The sequence below is a fragment of the Cupriavidus malaysiensis genome (assembly GCF_001854325.1).
GTDB lineage: Bacteria > Pseudomonadota > Gammaproteobacteria > Burkholderiales > Burkholderiaceae > Cupriavidus > Cupriavidus malaysiensis.
The window spans coordinates 89,307-105,657 of sequence record NZ_CP017755.1 but is presented as its reverse complement, the minus strand read 5'-3'; the positions used below and the strand labels follow the sequence as shown (position 1 = coordinate 105,657).

Here is a 16,351-nt window from a genome sequence, read left to right as displayed (position 1 = left end):
GGGCTGGGCCGTGCGCAGCCTTCGGGCCGCACCGGCGCCCCGTTTTCGGGGCCTGCCACCCCCTCGGGTGATGCACGCAGAAATGGGTACGCCCGCCATGTCGCGCCCATCCCAGCCCAGCGACGACGAGGTTCCCGTGGCAGCATCGCCGTGCCGCCTGCGCGAGCCCGGGCCGAGGCGAGCGGGCGTGGCCGCAGCGATCAAGGGAATCGGGAATGGGATGGAACGGACGCAGCGAACGGGACGCGGAACACGGGGGCCCGAGGGCCCGAGGGCACGACGTGGCCGCAGTGGGCAGGACAGGAAAACGCCGTGGAAAAAGAATGCCGGTGCGTCCCGCCCCCACGGGACGCGCCGGCAAAGACGTCCTTGCGGACGCCCACGACATGCTCCTTGGCCCGCCGCCGCGCGCCTGGCACGCGGCGATCAGACCGTGCGCATAGCGTAAGGGCGGGCGCCGCGCGGCGCCACGAATCATTCCGCATGTGGATAGACAGCGCGTGAGGGATGTGCGCGGGATGTGCGCGCGAGGCATGCGCGGCGCATGAGCGATGCCGCTGCGCGCTCGCGTGGCGGGCTGTGGCAGCGGCGAGACACCGCGGCCGACTTATTGCGTTGCGTCAAAGCCCCGGAAAGTGGCCTCGGTCACACTGGTCTCGTCAAACGGCCGACCTGACCGGCCTCGCAGATTGAGCAACCAGAGCAAGAAGACCATGAGCCAAGCCAGACCTCTCCTCCCCACCCGCGCCGCCTGCCTCGCCATCGCCGCGCTGTCCCTGTTCGCCGCCGTGCCGGCCTCCGCCGCCGATGTGGAGCCGCAAGGCAACTGGATGGTGCGCCTGCGCGGCACCTACCTGAACATGGACAATACGTCCGCCCCGATCGGCGGCGTCGGCCCCAGCGACCTCGTGACGGTCAACAACAAGTGGATCCCCGAACTGGACGTGACGTACTTCATCACGCCGCACATCGCCACCGAGCTGGTGCTGACCGTGCCGCAGAAGCAGGACGTCTACCTGGGTGGCACCAAGATCGGCTCGTTCAAGCACCTGCCGCCTTCCCTCATGCTGCAATACCACCTGCAGCCCGAAGGCACCTTCCGCCCCTACGTGGGCGTGGGCGTGAACGTGACGCGCATCTGGGGTGCCGATATCGCCGGCGGCCTGGCGCTCGACCAGTGGAGCGTGGGGCCCGCGCTGCAGATCGGCATGGACTACAGGCTGACCAAGCACTGGTTCCTGAACGCGGACATCAAGAAGACCTGGATCTCCAGCGACATCAAGTCCAACGGCACCAAGATCTCGTCGGTCAGCCTCGACCCGTGGCTGTTCAGCATGGGTGTGGGCTACCGCTTCTGAAGGCGGCGGGCCCGGCCCGCCTCCCTCTTCCTACCCGGCGCGGCGGCAGGGGCTCCCTGCCGCCGCGCCGGCGTTCATGCCGACCTTCGTGCGGCGTCCGCACGAAGGCCGCCTCAGCGGAAGGCCGGTTCGTCGAAGCTGCGCAGCTTGCGCGAATGCAGTTGCTCGACGCCGTTCTCGCGCAGGATGCGGATCGCCTCCAGGCCGATGGTCATGTGCTGGCTGACGCGCTGGCGGTAGAACGCGTTGGCCATGCCGCGCAGCTTCAGCTCGCCGTGCAGCGGCTTGTCCGATACGCACAGCAGCGTGCCATAGGGCACGCGCAGGCGGAAGCCGTTGGCTGCCACGGTGGCGCTTTCCATGTCGATGGCGATCGCGCGCGACTGGTTGAAGCGCGCGTACAGCGCCTTCGATTTCAGCTCCCAGTTACGATCGTCGGTGGACACCACCGTGCCGGTGCGCATGCGCGTCTTCATCTCGGTCCCCGACAGGCCGGTCACGCGTGCCACCGCCTCCTGCAGCGCCACCTGGATCTCGGCGATCGGCGGCACCGGCACCCACGGCGGCAGGTCCTGGTCGAGCACGTGGTCGTCACGCACATAGGCGTGCGCCAGCACGTAGTCGCCGAGCTGCTGCGAGCGGCGCAGGCCGCCGCAGTGGCCGACCATCAGCCAGCAGTGCGGACGCAGCACGGCCAGGTGGTCGGTCATGGTCTTGGCGTTCGACGGGCCGACGCCGATGTTGACCAGCGTCACGCCCAGCTTGTCGCCGCGCACCAGGTGGTAGGCCGGCATCTGCGGCAAGGCGCGCGGCCGCGCGGCGTCGTCCGGCACCGCGCCGCCGCGCTCCTGCACCACGTCGCCCGGCTCGACGAAGCGCACGTAGCCGTTGCCGTCGTCGTGCTCCGCCGCCATGTGCGAGCGGCCCAGCTCGATGAACTCGTCGACGTAGCGCTGGTAGTTGGTGAACAGCACGAAGCGCTGGAAGTGCTCGGGCGCGGTGCCGGTGTAGTGGTACAGCCGCTGCAGCGCGAGATCGACGCGCTCGGCCGGGAACATCGACAGCGGATCGGCCTCGCCCGGCACCGATTCGTAGGTGCCGTTGGCGATGGCATCGTCGATGCGGCTCAGTTCGGGCAGCACGAACGATGCCGCCAGTTCGCGCGCCTGCGTGTGGTTGATGTCGGTGGTGGACGCCTCGATGACGAAGGGCAGCGGGATCGGGCGCCGGCTGGTGCCGACCACCACCGGCACGCGGTGATAGCGCATCAGGCGCTCGATCTGGTCGCGGAAATAGTCGGCGAACAGGTCCGGGCGCGTCAGCGTGGTGCCATAGACCCCCGGATAGGCCACCGTGCCCCAGGATGGCCGGCTGTCGGTCACCATGGTTTCCAGGTTGACCGAGATGCCCAGGTAGGGATAGCAGGCATGGGCCGCCGAGGGCAGGGGCCGGCCCTGCGCGAAGGCATCGAAACGTGCCTTGATGGAACTGACCGAGTGCCGGTAGATCTCGGTGATGCGCGTCAGCGCGGCGTCCGCGTCGGTGAATTCGGCCAGTTGGTCGGCGGGATGGGCGGGGGAATAGATGGCGGCGTTCATGGACCGATGATACCGTGCCGCCCGCCGGCGCGGGCATGCCGGTGGTGCGTGCGCCAGGCACCCGCCGCGGAGCCCGCCGCCGGTGGAACGCCGGCCGGCCCGGCACCGGCAAAATTGACGCTGGCGCACCCGCTCGCTAAACTCTGCGCCAATTACGCCGCCCGCCCCGCGCGGACGGCGTCCGGACTCACCGCGCCACCGACGGCATGGCGGCACGGCGGAGTGCTGTACACGTTTGGCAAGGAGAGCCGTTGATGGAAATCCGAAATCTGGTGCCCGCAGACATCGAGGCCGCCAGGCAACTCCTTGCAGAGAACGGCTGGGCCCACCGGGTCAACAATCCCGAGCGCTTCGCGCAACTCGTGGCGAACTCGCAGCGCGTCGCGGTCGCGGTCGACGGCGGCCGCATCGTCGGCTTCGCGCGGGCGCTGTGCGACGGCATCTCGGACGGCTACCTGTCCATGGTGGCGGTCGCCCCGAGCCACCGCCGCCAGGGCGTCGGCCGGGCGCTGATGCGCCACGTCATGGGCGACGATCCCGACATCACCTGGGTGCTGCGCGCGGCGCGCTCGTCCGAAGCGGCCTTCTTCGGCCAGCTCGGCTTCACCCCGTCGATGGTCGCCATGGAACGCCGCCGTTCCTGAACGCGGCGCGGCCACCGATGAGCGCTTCCACCACCTGGTTCCACTGGGCCCTGCTGTCGGCGGCCTTCGCCGCGCTCACCGCGATTTTCGCCAAGATCGGCCTGGAAGGCGTCAATTCCGACCTTGCCACGCTGATCCGCACCGGGGTGATCATCGTCGTGCTGAGCCTGTTCGTGTTCTACACCGGCAAGTGGAGCAATCCGCTCGCGCTCTCGCCCAGGACCTGGACCTTCCTGGTGCTGTCCGGGCTGGCCACGGGCGCTTCCTGGGTCTGCTACTTCCGCGCGCTCAAGATTGGCGATGCCTCCAAGGTGGCGCCGGTGGACAAGCTCAGCCTGCTGCTGGTGGCCGTGTTCGCCGTGATCTTCCTCGGCGAGCGGCCCAGCCTGCGCGAGTGGGCCGGCATCCTGCTGGTCGGCGCTGGCGTGCTGGTGCTGGGTTTCAAACGCTGACCGGGGCGGAGCCCGGGTCCGGCGCAGATCCGCCCACCGTGCGCACATCGTGCGCAGATCCCGCGCACGCCCTGCGCAGGTTCTAGACTGGAGGCTGGAGCTTCCGTCGAGGAGAGCGCAGCCATGAAAGACGGTCATCCCCTGCTGCTGCGTGCCGACCAGGTCCAGGCCGGCCTGCACACCTTCCGCCACCCCTGGAACCCCAACTCCGAGATCACCGGCGCCAGGCTCGGCCGCATGCTCGGCCTGCGCCGCACCGGCGTCAACTTCACCACGGTGCCGCCGGGCAAGGAATCCTTCGTGTATCACGCGCATCACCTCGAGGAAGAGTGGATCTACATCCTCTCGGGACGCGGCGTCGCGGAAATCGACGGTGAGGTGTTCGAGGTCGGCGCGGGCGACTTCATGGCCTTCCCGGCCACGGGCGTGGCCCACCACCTGGTCAATGCCGGCGACCAGGACCTGGTCTACCTGTGCGGCGGTGAGCACCGCGAGGCCGAGATCGTGGATTTCCCGCGCCTGGGCAAGCGTTCGGTGCGCACGGGCGACACGGTGGAGGTCTTCGATCGCCCCGGCACCCCGCCGCCGGGGTCGCCCGCCTCCGACGCGGGTACGGCACGCTGACGCCGCCCCGCCGCGAGAGGCGCCGGCAACACTCAGGAGCCGACGGCCGCGAGGAACTGCAGCACCGGCGCCAGGCCGTCGAGGGCCGGCGCCCGGGCGCGCGCCTGCGCCGCCCCGCACCAGGGATAAGGCAGCCGGGCCAGCCAGCCGTCGAGCACGTCGTGCGCGGCCTCGGGCGCCAGGATCTCCATCGCCTCGATGACGATCTCCAGCGACTGCACGCGGCGAGGCTCGCCCATGGCGAAGCGCCAGTCGTAGCTGCCGCAGCCCACGCGCACGCCGCCGCTGTCCTTGTCGCTCATGCCGACCAGCCAGGCGCAGGTGAACGCATCCGCGTCGGGCGCCGGCGGCGTGCCCAGGCAGAAGGTGTAGACATTGTCGTAGCGCTGGCCGAAGCGGCGCACCAGCACGTCGCTGATCTGCGCCAGGCCTTCGGTGGCCGCGGGGAAGGCGATGGCCTCGGTCTTCACCGTCATGCGCAGTTGTGCGTCCGCGGCGAAGGCGGCAGCCATGCGGTGCGGGCGGTTCTCGTCCTTGGCGCGGATATAGGTTTCGATCAGCGCCTGCGCGCTGCTGGCGGGATGGGACATGGCAAGCGGGAAAAGGTGGGAGACCGCCGCATCTTAGCCGCGCGCCGACCCGCGCGGCGGCGAGCCCCTGCCGCCGGCAGGGGCTCCGGGCGCCGCCCGGCGCCGCCGCGTCATTCCGGCTGGATGTTGGCCGCCTTGATGATGCGGCCCCACTTGGCCGACTCCTGCGCCTGGAACTTCGCCAGCTCCGCCGGACTGCCGGTGAACACCTCGGTGCCGGTGGTCTGGTAGAAGGTGGCCGCGGTCTCGCTGTGCGCGGCCTTCACCAGCAGCGCATTGAGCCGGCCCACCACGGCCGGCGGCGTGCCGGCGGGGGCATAGGCGGCGAACCAGTAGCTCATCTCATAGCCCTTGACGCCGGCCTCGTCGATGGTGGGTACGTCCGGCGCCAGCGGCGAGCGCGCCTTGCCCGACACGCCCAGCGCGCGCAGCTTGCCGCTCTTGACCTGCGGCAGGCCGGTCGCGGTGTCGGTGATCATCATCTGGATCTGGTTGCCGAGCAGGTCGGTGACGGCAAGCGGATTGCTCTTGTAGGGCACGTGCAGCAGTTCCACATGCGCCATCTGCTGGAACAGCTCGCCGGCGATGCGCGAGGACGAGCTGCCGCTGCCGAAGCTGAGCTTGCCCGGCTGCTTCTTCGCCAGCGCGATGAACTCGCCCACCGTCTTCACCGGCAGCTGCGGATTGACCACCATGATCTGGCCGCCGCGGCCGAGCGCGCTCAGCGGCGCGAAATCCTTGACCGGGTCGTAGGGCAGCTTCTTATACAGGTGCTCGTTGGCGGCGTGCGTGGTGTTGGTCGTGATCAGCACCGTGTAGCCGTCCGGGCTGGCCTTGGCCACGTCGCCGGCCGCGATGAAGCCGTTGGCGCCCGGCTTGTCGTCCACCACCACGCTCACCTTGGCCTCCACGCTCATGGCCTGGCCGATGGCGCGGGCGAGCTGGTCGGTGGCGCTGCCGGCGGCGAACGGCACCACGAAGCGGATCGGCTTGTCGGGGAACTCGGCGTGCGCGCCGGCGGGCAGGGCAAGGGCGGCGAAGGCGGCGGCGAGCGCCGCGGCGCGCGCGGAGCGGGAAATGGCTGGCATGGGGTTGTCTCCTGTGTTTTGCTGAGGGTCTTGCAGGGGGCCGCGCGCGCGGCAGAGGTCAGGCGGCGCGCAGGCGCGGCGGCAACGGGATCTCCAGTTGCAGCAGCAGGAAGGCCAGGGCCTTGCCGTGCGTATCGAGGTTGAGCGCGTCGTTGACGCCGCCGTCGAGCACACCGTCGATGACGAAGTTCATCGCCTGCAGCGAGGGCACCAGGTAACGGCGCACGGCGCTCGGCCGGCGGTGCTCGAACAGGGTGGCGACAGCCTGCTCGGTGACGTGCTCGGCGAGGTGGGCGAAATCCTCCGCCTCGTAGGCGATCACGCTGATGTTGCAGCGATTGCCCTTGTCGCCGGTGCGGCCGTGGGCAAGGCGGTGGAGCGCGACGGTCTCGGTCATGATGCGATCAGGGTATGGCTGGGGGACACGGCGCCGCGCGGCACCAGGCATGAGGTGGCGTTCAGGCGCGGGCGCAGCGCCGTGCGCACGCCGCCGCCGCCGGCGGGACCGCAGGTATAGAGCGCGTTCACCTCGCGCAGCAGCGCCTGCGCCACCTCGCGCTCGTCGTGCGCCAGCGCGGCACGCAGGCGCACGTCGGCGGCCGCGTCCTCGCCCGGCCGCGGCTGCCCGAGCAAGGCGCCGGCATCGTCGGCGAACACGCTGAGCACGCCGATCAGGTCGAAGCGGATCGGCACCGCGTGGCCGAGCCCCTCCATGCGCCGCCGCACGATCTGCGCCGCCAGACGCGCGCGCGCGGCCGCATTGGGACCGGCGTACGAGATCTCGCCTTCGGCGATCCAGCCCCCTTCGTAGAACAGGTTGGCCTTGAGCTGCTCGGGACGCGGGTGGCCGCGCACCTGCCGCACCGCCACGCGGTCCGGGCCGGCCTGTGCGAGCGTGACCGCACTGATGTCCGCCACCACGTCGGGCGTCAGGTAGGCGGCGGGGTCGTGCACTTCGTACAGCAGTTGCTCCTTCACCGTGCGCAGGTCTACGCAGCCGCCGGTGCCGGCGGCCTTGAAGATCTCGATGCCGCCGTCCGCGCCGAGCTGCGCGATCGGGTAGCCGAGCGCGTGCACGTCGGGCACGTCCTTGAAACCGGGATCGGCAAAGTAGCCACCGGTCACCTGCGCCCCGCATTCGAGCAGGTGGCCGGCGATGGTCGCGCATGCCAGGCGGTCCCAATCCTGCCAGGACCAGCCGAAGTGCGCCATGGCCGGCCCTACCGCCAATGCCGGGTCGGCCACGCGGCCGCACACCACCACGTCGGCCCCGGCGCGCAGGGCGTCGGCGATGCCTTGGGCGCCGATATAGGCATTGGCGCAGACCAGGCGCGCCGCATCGAAGTCCGCGCCGACGATGCCTTGCAGCAGCGTGCGGCCGGCAGGATGCGAGAGGTCGTCGCCCTCGACCACCGCCACGCGCGGCGCCGGCAGGCCGAGGCTGGCGGCAAGCGCCAGCACGCGCCGCGCCGCCGCACGCGGATTGGCCGCGCCGAAATTGCCGACGATGGGAATGCGGTGCGCCAGGCAAGGCCCCAGCACGGGGCTCAGCAGGGCGTCGAGCAGCGGCTCGTAGCCGCCTGCCGGGTCCTGGCGGCGCGCGAGCTGGGCCAGCGCCAAGGTGCGCTCGGCCAGCGTCTCGAAGATCAGCACGCCCGGCTGGCCGGACGCGATCAGCGTGCGGACCACCGGCAGGGCGGCATCGGTACGGTCGCCGGAGAAACCGGCGCCCGAGCCGATCAACAATGATGCGGTCATGGAACGGACCATCCTGGATCGCGGCGGGACGATTCCCGCCGGCCAGGCCATTCTAGGTTGGACGCAGTTATCTCAGAAATGGATAGTTTGGATTAATCTATCGAAATCCTGGATGAACAGAACGGGGCCGCCGCATGAACCTGTCGGTCAAGCACCTGCGCGCCTTCGTGGCGCTCGCCGAGCAACGCAACTTCACCCGCGCGGCACAGGCCTGCCACCTGTCGCAGTCGGCCTTCAGCACCTTGATCCACACGCTCGAAGAGCAGGCCGGCAGCCGCCTGTTCGAGCGCACCACGCGCCATGTCGAGCTCAGCGCGGACGGACGGCGCTTCGAGGAAGTGGCGCGGCGCCTGCTGGCCGACTTCGAGGCGGCGCTGGCCGACCTGCGCGACCACGCGCTGCGGCGCAAGGGGCGCGTCTCCATCGCCGCCCTGCCGTCGCTGGCGGCGGGCGATCTGCCACCGCTGCTGGCGGCCTTCCGCGCGCGCTATCCGGGCATCGAGATCGCACTGTTCGACCTGCTGGCCGACGGCTGCATCGACCTCGTGCGGCGCGCCCGCGCCGACTTCGCGCTGGCGCCGGCGCCGGCCCAGGCCGCCGACCTGCGCGTCGAGCCGCTGCTGCGCGAGCGCTTCCACCTGGTCTGCCCGGCCGGCCACGCACTGGCCGCGCGGCGCAGCGTCACGCCGCAGGCATTGGCCGGCCATCCCTTCATCCATCTTTCGCGCACCAGCAGCGTGCGCCAGCACCTGGACGCCGCGCTGCACCCGGAGCGCCTGGAAGGCGTGATGGAGGTGGAACAGCTCGCCACGGTCGCGGGGCTGGTGGCGGCCGGCCTCGGCATCACCGCGGTGCCGACGCTGGCACTGTTCCAGTTCCGCCGCGAGGGCCTCGTGGTGCGGCCGCTGCAGATCCCCGGACTGTCGCGCGATATCTGCCTGATACGCCTGAAGGAGCGTGGCGACACCGCCGCGGCGGCGGCCTTGATCGAGGACCTGCGCGCGCACTACGGCGACGGCCGGGCCGGCGCCGGGACGGGTCCGGGTCCGCGCCTGAAACCGCGTCAGCCGCGTCAGCCGCGTTAGAGTTAGAAGTGGCCGAGGTAGCCGCCGTCGACGGCCAGCACGTGGCCGGTGACATAGGAGGCGGCCGGCGAGGCCAGGAACACCACCGCGCCGGCCACTTCGTCCGGCCTGCCCCAGCGGCCCAGCGAGGTGCGGTCGCGCAGCCACTGCGCCACGGTGGCATCGGCCACCATCGGCTGGTTGGGTTCGGTGGCGAAATAACCCGGCGCGACGGCATTGACGGTGATGCCCTCGCGGCCGAGTTCGGCGGCCATGGCACGGGTGAGCGCATCGAGCCCGCCCTTGGTGGCCGGATAGAGCACGTCGCCATAGCGCGCTACCTGGCCGGCGATCGAGCTGACGTTGACGATGCGCCCGTAGCCCCCCGCGCGCATGCGCTGCGCGGCGTGGCGGCACAGCGCATACGGCGCCACCAGGTTGGTCTCCAGCATGCTGCGCAGCTCGGCCGCGCCGAGCTCTGCCATGGTACTGCGCTGGCGCGCGCCGGCATTGTTGACCAGGATGTCGAGACGGCCGTGCGCGGCATCGATGTGCGCGAAGGCGGCCTCCACGGCGGCATCGTCGGTGATGTCCAGCGGCAGTCCTTCGGCGCTGCCGCCTAGCGCGCGCAAGCGGTCGACGGCGGCGGCAACGCGCGGCACCGAGCGCGCCACCACCAGCACGTGGGCGCCCGCCGCGGCCAGGCCCGCGGCAATGGCCTCGCCCAGGCCCTGCGCACCGCCGGTGACGAGAGCCACGCGGCCGTGCAGCGCGAATGGCGCGCCGGCCGCAGGAGATGAAGCGGCGGAAGTTGCGGACGAGGCTGACGAAGTTGACGAAGCGGATGCCGCGGAGGCTGCGGGCATGTCGGGTGCGGTAGTCATGCGCAGACTATACCGCAGCCGGCAACGACGCGGCCGGCCCGCAGGCCGGCCGCGTCAGCATGCCCGGCATGCCGGGCCGGAACGGTTCAGGGGAAGGCCGGTATGGCCGGATCCAGGCCGGCGAAGCGGGCTTCCGGATGGGTCCGCTGCAGCAGCTGTTCGATCTCGTCTACGCGGCCGCGCGGCACGTCCACCATCAGCAGGATCTTGCCGGCCTCGATGTCGGTCGTGAACGAGCGCAGACGACTGTTGGGCACCGAACTGCCGATCATGCTGGACGCCCAGGCTCCGATGATCGCGCCCAGGACCGCCAGCACCCCCACCAGGCCCCACTGCGGCGAATCGCTGACGATCGGGAACATCGCCACCACCACCCCGGCCACGATGCCCACGCCGCCGCCCACCATCAGGCCCATCTCGGCCGCGTGGACGATGTCGGAAGTCTGGAACAGATTGGCCTCGTGCAGGCCCGTCATGTCCGTGTCCTCGCGCGCCACGAAATGGATGCGGCTGTGCTCGATGCGGGCCAGCAGCAGGTCGTCCATTGCGCGACGCGCGCAAGCCGTGTCCGGCAACAACCAGAAGATACGTTTGCGCATGGTCGTCTCCTCCTTTGAGGACGTTGCCTCCTCTGCACCCCGCCGGCTTGCGCCGCTCGGGAAGAGTGGCTGACTTCTTTGTACGCCAGCGGCATGGCCGGCGCAAGGCGGCATCCGGGGAAAGACTCGCACGCTTCACCCGGTGCGGCACGCGCCATCAGAAAGTGATCGGTAGCCGGACCGTGACCTGCAGGTCCGGCGTGTCGCGCGTCAGGCCCGCGCCCACCGACACGTTCAGCGTATAGCGCTTGCTGAACCGGTACGAGTAACCCACCAGCAAGGTGCCCAGGGTGACGCGCACCGACCCCGGCACCGTCGCACCGTTCTGCTTGGTCGGCCAGATGATGCTCTGGTCATAGCCGATGCTGAACGATGCCTTCTCGTTGAGCGACAGGCCGACGCCGAAGCTGAACTCGAAGATGTCGCCTGCACGGATGTCGCCGAGGAACTCCTGCTGCCCGCCCAGCACGGTGCGGCTCACATTGCTGCGCGTGAAATTGTGCAGATAGCTGAAGGTGCCGAAGAACACGGCAGGGTCGCTCGGGAACAGCCAGGTGATGCCGGGCTGGATCGCCTGGAAGCCGGTGCCGGTCGGCATCGACAGCGGCAGCCCCGTGCCCGTCGTATTGGCCACGCAGCGCGTCACGCAATCGGTGGTGACCTCGAAGGGGTCCCGCCCCGTGCGCGACTTGTAGCGCAGCCAGCCGATGAAGTAGGGCAGGCGCTCGGTGCCCTGGTTGAGCTGGTAGCGGATGGTCGCTTCGACGTCGCCGAGGCCCGAGCCCGAGGCACCGAAGGCGTTGTCATTGGCCGAGCCCGTGAAGATCTCGCGGCTGATCGTGTCGGTGGTCGCATGCACATAGGGCACCTTGGCCTCGATCTCGAGCCGGTTGGTCAGTCCGTAGCGGAAAGCCAGCGCCGACACATAGGTCGAAGTCTTGACCTGGCGCACGTCGATCAGGCCGATCAGGATGGCGGGAATGATGGTGTAGCCGATCAGCGCCACGCGATCGCTTGAGGAATAGCCATATTGGAACGAGGGCTCGATCACCAGCTTCTTCGCTGGCGTCAGCACGCCGGGCTGGTCGAAGATCGGCGCCACCTCCGGCGGCCGCGCGTCGCGCTGCGGCGCCACGCCGACGGGCTCCGGATCGCCGGCCAGCGGCATGCCGTCGCCCTGCGCGCTGCCGGGCTGTGCGCCCTGCACGACATTGGCTGGCAAATTGGGTACGGACTGCGTCGCACTGGTCGCCGCCGCGCCGGCGGTGGCCGCGGTCGCGGCATCGCTCGGCGTCACCGGCGTGCCGCTGCCGGCACGCTGGCCGCCTCGCTTGCGCGCGAGCACATCGAGCCCGAGCACGCCGCGCAATTCCCGGATGGTCGCTTCCTGCTGCGCCATCGACTGTTTCATCGCATCGAGCGCCGCGGCCTGCTCGGCCACCTCGCGCTTGAGCGCCTCCAGCTTCGTGGCCGATGTGTCGACGTCTTCCACTGCAGGCTGCGTCTGCGCATGCGCCAGCGAGCCAAGCAGCAAGGTGGAACATCCGGCCAGGCCGATCCCCCGTAACGACCAAGTCTTCATCACGTCTCTCCTCCCCAGGACGGCGGACTGATTGCGCAGGCGTCCGCTACCTGCTCGCCTGTTCGGGCTTCACTGCATCAAACCATCACCGTGATACCGCCGATTGGATCAGCGTACTGTTCAGTAACGCACCAGCCTGCATCGCACGGAAGGCGCCCAGGGTATTGACGGCGGCATTGATGCTGGTCAGGCTCGCGATGGCCTGGTTGTTCAGTGAATTCTGGATCACCGTGGCAGCCAGCGAGGCGGGAATGGCTCCGGGCGCGATGCTGTTGCCGCCGCCGTTCTGTACCAGCGTCAGCAGGCCGTTGGTGGCTACGGTGGTGGTGCCATTGCTGGACACGCTGGTCGGCAGGCCGGCACCTCCGACCAGTGCCGCCGCCGCGGCCGCGCCGGACGTACCCGGCACGCTTGCGCTGCCACCGTTGCCACCATTGGCGCCATTACCGCCGCGACCATTGCTGCCCGCCGCGGCTGCGGCATTGTTGGCATTCGCCACCACGGCGCTGACATTGCCGAGCAGAGAGGCCAGCATATTGGCCTGTGCCGCCGTGATCTGGCTGACATCGGGAATGTTCAGGCTGGTCGACACCACGAGCTGGCCATTGATGAGCACGGCGCGATCGATGCCGAACGACACCTGCAAGCCCGCGCCGACATCGAAGCCGCCACGCAGCGCTTCCAGACGCTCGGCCGCGACCGGTTCCCAGGCCGCCATGCCGTCTCGAGCGCGCGACAGCGCACTGCCCTGCCCGGTCCTGGCCGACGCGCCAGCCATCGCATCGCCAGTGCCGTCTTCACGCTGCAGCGGATTGATCGCTTGCGCGGCGCCGCACCAGGCCAGCCCGAGGCCCAGCAGCGCCGCAGCGGCCCGCGCACCGGCGCCGGAGCGCGGGCGGGGCAGTGGGGTTCGCAACATGATCTCGATTCCTAGAAATCCCCAGGGCCATGCTTCGGCATGACCGTGAAGAACAGGCTGTCGCGGTTCACCCCCATCTCCAGCGGCCCGCTCGGTGCGACCCGCCAGTCGGCGGCCAGGTTGAAGCGCGCCGCCTCCTCGTGGTTGTGGATCACGAACAGCAACTGGCTGTCCCAGATCGCGTTGAAGTGTTCGCGCGAGATCGCGCGCGTGCCGGTGGCGGGATCGCCGATCAGCACACGGGAGCCGCGCACGCCCTTGACGACAACGAAGTGGTGGTAGCCGTTCTCGATCACCAGCACGATGGCCGGTATCTGCGTTTCCTCGAGCTTTGACAGGGGCAGCTCGTAGCCGTCCGCCATGAAGCCGCGCGATTCGAGGAAGCGCTTCATGTCGAGCAGCGAGAATCCTTCGCGGCGGATCTTCGCTTGATCGCCGCTCTGGTACATTTCCTGGAACACCGTCTCCTCGTTGATCTTGTAGCCGTACTGGTAAGTGAGGAGGGTGGCCACTGCGGCCGAGCCGCAACTGAAGTCATACTGCTGCTGGATGGTCGTCTTGAAACGCGCCTGCTTGAGGCTGACCACCCGGACCTGGTAATTCTCGCCCTGGCTGCCCTGCAAGTTGGCGATATCCGCATATGCCACGCCGGCCGGCAGCAGCGCCAGCGAGAGCTGCGCGGCGATCAGCAGAGAGCGTGCCAGTCTCATGGCTTGAACTGGATATTGAGGATCGTCGCGTTCTGGATCAGCACGTTCGCCCCGGTGTTCTGGACCACGGTCGACAGGCCGCTCGCATTGGCGAACGAACCTTCGTTGATGGCGTTCGATCCCGTCATCACCCGGTTGGCGGTATTGTTCGCCACCGTGCCCGCCACATCCATATCGCTGATCGTCAGCGCGCCGCCGCGCAGATCGCCGAGCCGATCGCTGGCCACGGGCTTGCCGAACGGGTCGGCACTCGCCGCCGCGCCGCCCTCGGCCGATCCCGCCGCGGGTGCCTGCAAGGCCGCCGCCTGGCCCTGCGCCGCGTCCATCGCGGCGGGTCCGGCCAAGGCGAACGCCGCGGGCCAGCTCAAGGCAACCCCGCTCAGCGTCGCAAGGGCGATTCGGAACATGCGCATGATGTTCTCTCCTTCCGCCACCACCGCCCGCCGGCACGCGCGCCGCACCGCGCCCTGGTAATGGCATTTGACCGCGGCGGCACAGGCCGCGGCACGCGCCGCTTTCCCGCGCGTACCGCGGCCTGTGCATCGCACTGCATGACATCGGGCATGGGCAGGATCCCGCCATCCTCCGGGATCCCGCCTTGTCTCACCTGCCGCTTAGTGACCCACGGTCAGGTTCGACTGCACCGTGACAGCCTGTTGCGCCAGCGAGGCCAGGCCGCTGTTCTGGCTGACCACCATGATGCCGGCCGCCGCATTGCCGACCGCGGACATGGTGCTGGACATGTTGAAGGTACCGGCGTTGACGGAGTTCGAGCCGCCCGCGCCGCCGGCGCCTGCCACACCGCCATTGCCTACGCCACCGGTACCGCCCGCGCCGGAGCCGCCACTGCCGCCATTGCCGCCATTGCCGGCCGTCGCGCTGCCGTTGCTGGCCATGGTGGACGAACTGCCGTTGCTGGCCGAGCCGCCCGCGCCGCCGTTGCCGCCGACACTGGCTTGATCGCCACCAGCGCCGCCGGTGCCGCTGCCGGCACCGCCAGTGGCCACGGACATACCGCCGGAGCCATTGCCGCCAGTGCCACCAGTACCACCAGCGTTGCCGCCGCTGGCCATCGACGAACCGCCGGTGGCGCCACCGCCTGCGCCGCCGCCTGCGGCCGAGTTGCCGCCTGCGGTGCTGACCGCGCCGCCGCCGCCGTTACCGGCGTTGCCAGCGGTCGCGCCAGAGTTGGCTGAACCGCCCGTGCCGCTGCTGCTGGAGTGATGGTTCGCACCACCGAGCAGGCCGCCGAGGGCAACACCACCGTTAGCGCCGCTATCGCCACCTGCGCCAGCGCTTACGCCAAGCGAACCGCCGCCCCTGCTGCCCGCACCGCCACCGGCGCCACCGCTGCCGGATCCAGTCGCGGCCTGCGGATCGCCACCGGTGCCGCTGCCACTCCCGCCTCTGCCGCCAACGCCGACGCTGGCACTGAGCGCGTCACCGCCGGAGCCGCGGCCGGAACCGCCGTCGCCGCCACTGCCGGACGCCGCGCCACCGGCACCACCATTGCCGGCACTTGCGCCGCCGTTGGTCGAATTGCCGGCTTGTGCGCCATGATTGGTCGACGTTCCGCCAGCACCGCCCACCGCACCGACTGCGCCGTTGCCGGTGCCGCCCATGCCGCCGTTGCCGGTACCGCCCATGCCGCCGCGCGCGCCGTTGGCGTTGCCGTTGTTCTGCGCCCAGTTACCGATGTTGCTGATCGACAGGCCGCTGACCGAACCCTGCAGCTTGCTGATCGCCACCGCCTTGCTGGTATTGAATGCGTTGCTGAAGCTGGCAACGGCCGTGCTCCCGTTGTTGGCGCCGGCGTTGCCATAGGCATCGCTGAAGGTGTTCCAGCCCTTCGTCTTGGTGGTGGTGGTGGTGGTGGTCTTGGTCCGGTTGGCCGTCACGTTGATGGCGGCCGAGTTGTGCTGGCTGTTGTCCTGCGATGCGCTGGAATTTTCATTCGCCAACGCGCCGGCACCGGACTGTGCCGACGTTGCGGTTGCGGTCTCCCTGTTGTTGCTGCCTGCCGTATTGGTGGCCGTTGGGTTCGCCATAGCCTGGCCGCCCGCGCCCAACGCGAGCGCGATGGCTGACGCTAGTAGAGTCTTGTTCATGAAGTGCTCCCAGGAACGTCTTTAGACTTCCACATCACCGGTTGACGCCGTTTTCGGGGATTGGCGGCAACCGGTCCTGGTCCGCGCATTGCCGGACCGGCCACACACTCCGCATATTCGATGCCAGCTCTCGCCGCCCGTGCGCGATACCGGCGCAAACCCAACAGATACAAGAGCTTGCGCCGGGGCAGAATGGCAGGGCGCGGACCCGGCCAAGGTGGCCGGGTCCCGCGGCCGGGAAAATGCTGGCCCCGTGTCACATCAGCGTGACAGATGGGAATTTCGGGCCATGGTTTTCCCGCCAGGCGGTTGAGGAAAATCCCTTCACTTTCAGCGCATTAGCAGAAGCGGGCGAGCGCCCGCCTAGGCTCAT

17 protein-coding genes are annotated in these 16,351 nt (G+C 69.6%); 5 read left to right on the top strand and 12 right to left on the bottom strand.

The features are described 5' to 3' along the window. Window positions 1-713 precede the first annotated feature (713 nt). Window positions 714-1,358 (top strand): OmpW/AlkL family protein, encoded by a 645-nt coding sequence (locus BKK80_RS20370; RefSeq protein WP_071017553.1) that lies wholly within the window; start codon window positions 714-716, stop codon window positions 1,356-1,358. Between the two features lie 113 nt (window positions 1,359-1,471). On the opposite strand, the gene BKK80_RS20365 is transcribed toward BKK80_RS20370, so the two are convergent. Continuing rightward, complete coding sequence (locus BKK80_RS20365) at window positions 1,472-2,956, bottom strand: AMP nucleosidase (RefSeq protein ID WP_071070991.1); 1,485 nt, start codon at window positions 2,954-2,956, stop codon at window positions 1,472-1,474. Window positions 2,957-3,210: 254 nt separating this feature from the next. On the opposite strand from BKK80_RS20365, the gene BKK80_RS20360 reads away from it, so the two are divergent. The 3 genes from BKK80_RS20360 to BKK80_RS20350 all read left to right on the top strand — a co-directional run bounded on the left by BKK80_RS20360 (window position 3,211) and on the right by BKK80_RS20350 (window position 4,676). Further along, window positions 3,211-3,600, top strand: a complete 390-nt coding sequence (locus BKK80_RS20360) for a GNAT family N-acetyltransferase (protein WP_071017557.1) — start codon at window positions 3,211-3,213, stop codon at window positions 3,598-3,600. A gap of 17 nt (window positions 3,601-3,617) precedes the next feature. Then, window positions 3,618-4,052: an EamA family transporter gene (locus BKK80_RS20355; protein WP_071017558.1), complete on the top strand. Its 435-nt coding sequence runs from the start codon at window positions 3,618-3,620 to the stop codon at window positions 4,050-4,052. Window positions 4,053-4,175: 123 nt separating this feature from the next. Further along, window positions 4,176-4,676, top strand: a complete 501-nt coding sequence (locus BKK80_RS20350; protein ID WP_071017560.1) for a cupin domain-containing protein — start codon at window positions 4,176-4,178, stop codon at window positions 4,674-4,676. A 32-nt stretch (window positions 4,677-4,708) separates the two neighbouring features. On the opposite strand, the gene BKK80_RS20345 is transcribed toward BKK80_RS20350, so the two are convergent. The 4 genes from BKK80_RS20345 to BKK80_RS20330 form a co-directional block, all read right to left on the bottom strand. Continuing rightward, on the bottom strand, window positions 4,709-5,266 hold the full coding sequence (locus tag BKK80_RS20345) for a hypothetical protein (protein ID WP_071017562.1): 558 nt from the start codon (window positions 5,264-5,266) through the stop codon (window positions 4,709-4,711). A 110-nt stretch (window positions 5,267-5,376) separates the two neighbouring features. Continuing rightward, on the bottom strand, window positions 5,377-6,354 hold the full coding sequence (locus BKK80_RS20340; RefSeq protein WP_071070989.1) for a Bug family tripartite tricarboxylate transporter substrate binding protein: 978 nt from the start codon (window positions 6,352-6,354) through the stop codon (window positions 5,377-5,379). 58 nt (window positions 6,355-6,412) lie between these two features. After that, complete coding sequence (locus tag BKK80_RS20335) at window positions 6,413-6,751, bottom strand: AtuA-related protein (protein ID WP_071017565.1); 339 nt, start codon at window positions 6,749-6,751, stop codon at window positions 6,413-6,415. Further along, window positions 6,748-8,112 (bottom strand): acyclic terpene utilization AtuA family protein, encoded by a 1,365-nt coding sequence (locus tag BKK80_RS20330; protein WP_071017567.1) that lies wholly within the window; start codon window positions 8,110-8,112, stop codon window positions 6,748-6,750. Before BKK80_RS20330 ends, BKK80_RS20335 begins: the two co-directional genes overlap by 4 nt. A 134-nt stretch (window positions 8,113-8,246) precedes the next feature. Between BKK80_RS20330 and BKK80_RS20325 the strand changes: the two genes are divergently transcribed. Further along, window positions 8,247-9,197: a LysR family transcriptional regulator gene (locus BKK80_RS20325; protein ID WP_071017569.1), complete on the top strand. Its 951-nt coding sequence runs from the start codon at window positions 8,247-8,249 to the stop codon at window positions 9,195-9,197. A gap of 2 nt (window positions 9,198-9,199) precedes the next feature. Here the strand turns inward: BKK80_RS20325 and BKK80_RS20320 are convergent, their stop codons facing one another. The 7 genes from BKK80_RS20320 to BKK80_RS20290 all read right to left on the bottom strand — a co-directional run bounded on the left by BKK80_RS20320 (window position 9,200) and on the right by BKK80_RS20290 (window position 15,978). Next, window positions 9,200-9,934: an SDR family oxidoreductase gene (locus tag BKK80_RS20320; RefSeq protein WP_236903901.1), complete on the bottom strand. Its 735-nt coding sequence runs from the start codon at window positions 9,932-9,934 to the stop codon at window positions 9,200-9,202. A 212-nt stretch (window positions 9,935-10,146) separates the two neighbouring features. Next, the gene (locus BKK80_RS20315) at window positions 10,147-10,659 is read right to left on the bottom strand and encodes a DUF1269 domain-containing protein (protein ID WP_071017571.1); all 513 of its coding nucleotides are present in this window, start codon (window positions 10,657-10,659) and stop codon (window positions 10,147-10,149) included. Between the two features lie 157 nt (window positions 10,660-10,816). Further along, window positions 10,817-12,241, bottom strand: a complete 1,425-nt coding sequence (locus BKK80_RS20310) for an acetate kinase (protein WP_071017573.1) — start codon at window positions 12,239-12,241, stop codon at window positions 10,817-10,819. Between the two features lie 85 nt (window positions 12,242-12,326). After that, window positions 12,327-13,160, bottom strand: coding sequence for a hypothetical protein (locus BKK80_RS20305; RefSeq protein WP_071070987.1), 834 nt, complete (start codon window positions 13,158-13,160; stop codon window positions 12,327-12,329). A gap of 11 nt (window positions 13,161-13,171) precedes the next feature. Next, window positions 13,172-13,870 carry a C39 family peptidase gene (locus tag BKK80_RS20300; protein WP_071070985.1) on the bottom strand — a complete coding sequence of 233 codons (699 nt, stop codon included), beginning with the start codon at window positions 13,868-13,870 and terminating at the stop codon, window positions 13,172-13,174. Beyond that, window positions 13,867-14,283 carry a hypothetical protein gene (locus BKK80_RS20295; RefSeq protein ID WP_071017579.1) on the bottom strand — a complete coding sequence of 139 codons (417 nt, stop codon included), beginning with the start codon at window positions 14,281-14,283 and terminating at the stop codon, window positions 13,867-13,869. Before BKK80_RS20295 ends, BKK80_RS20300 begins: the two co-directional genes overlap by 4 nt. Window positions 14,284-14,484: 201 nt before the next feature. Beyond that, window positions 14,485-15,978: a hypothetical protein gene (locus BKK80_RS20290; RefSeq protein ID WP_071039188.1), complete on the bottom strand. Its 1,494-nt coding sequence runs from the start codon at window positions 15,976-15,978 to the stop codon at window positions 14,485-14,487. Between the last annotated feature and the right edge of the window lie 373 nt (window positions 15,979-16,351).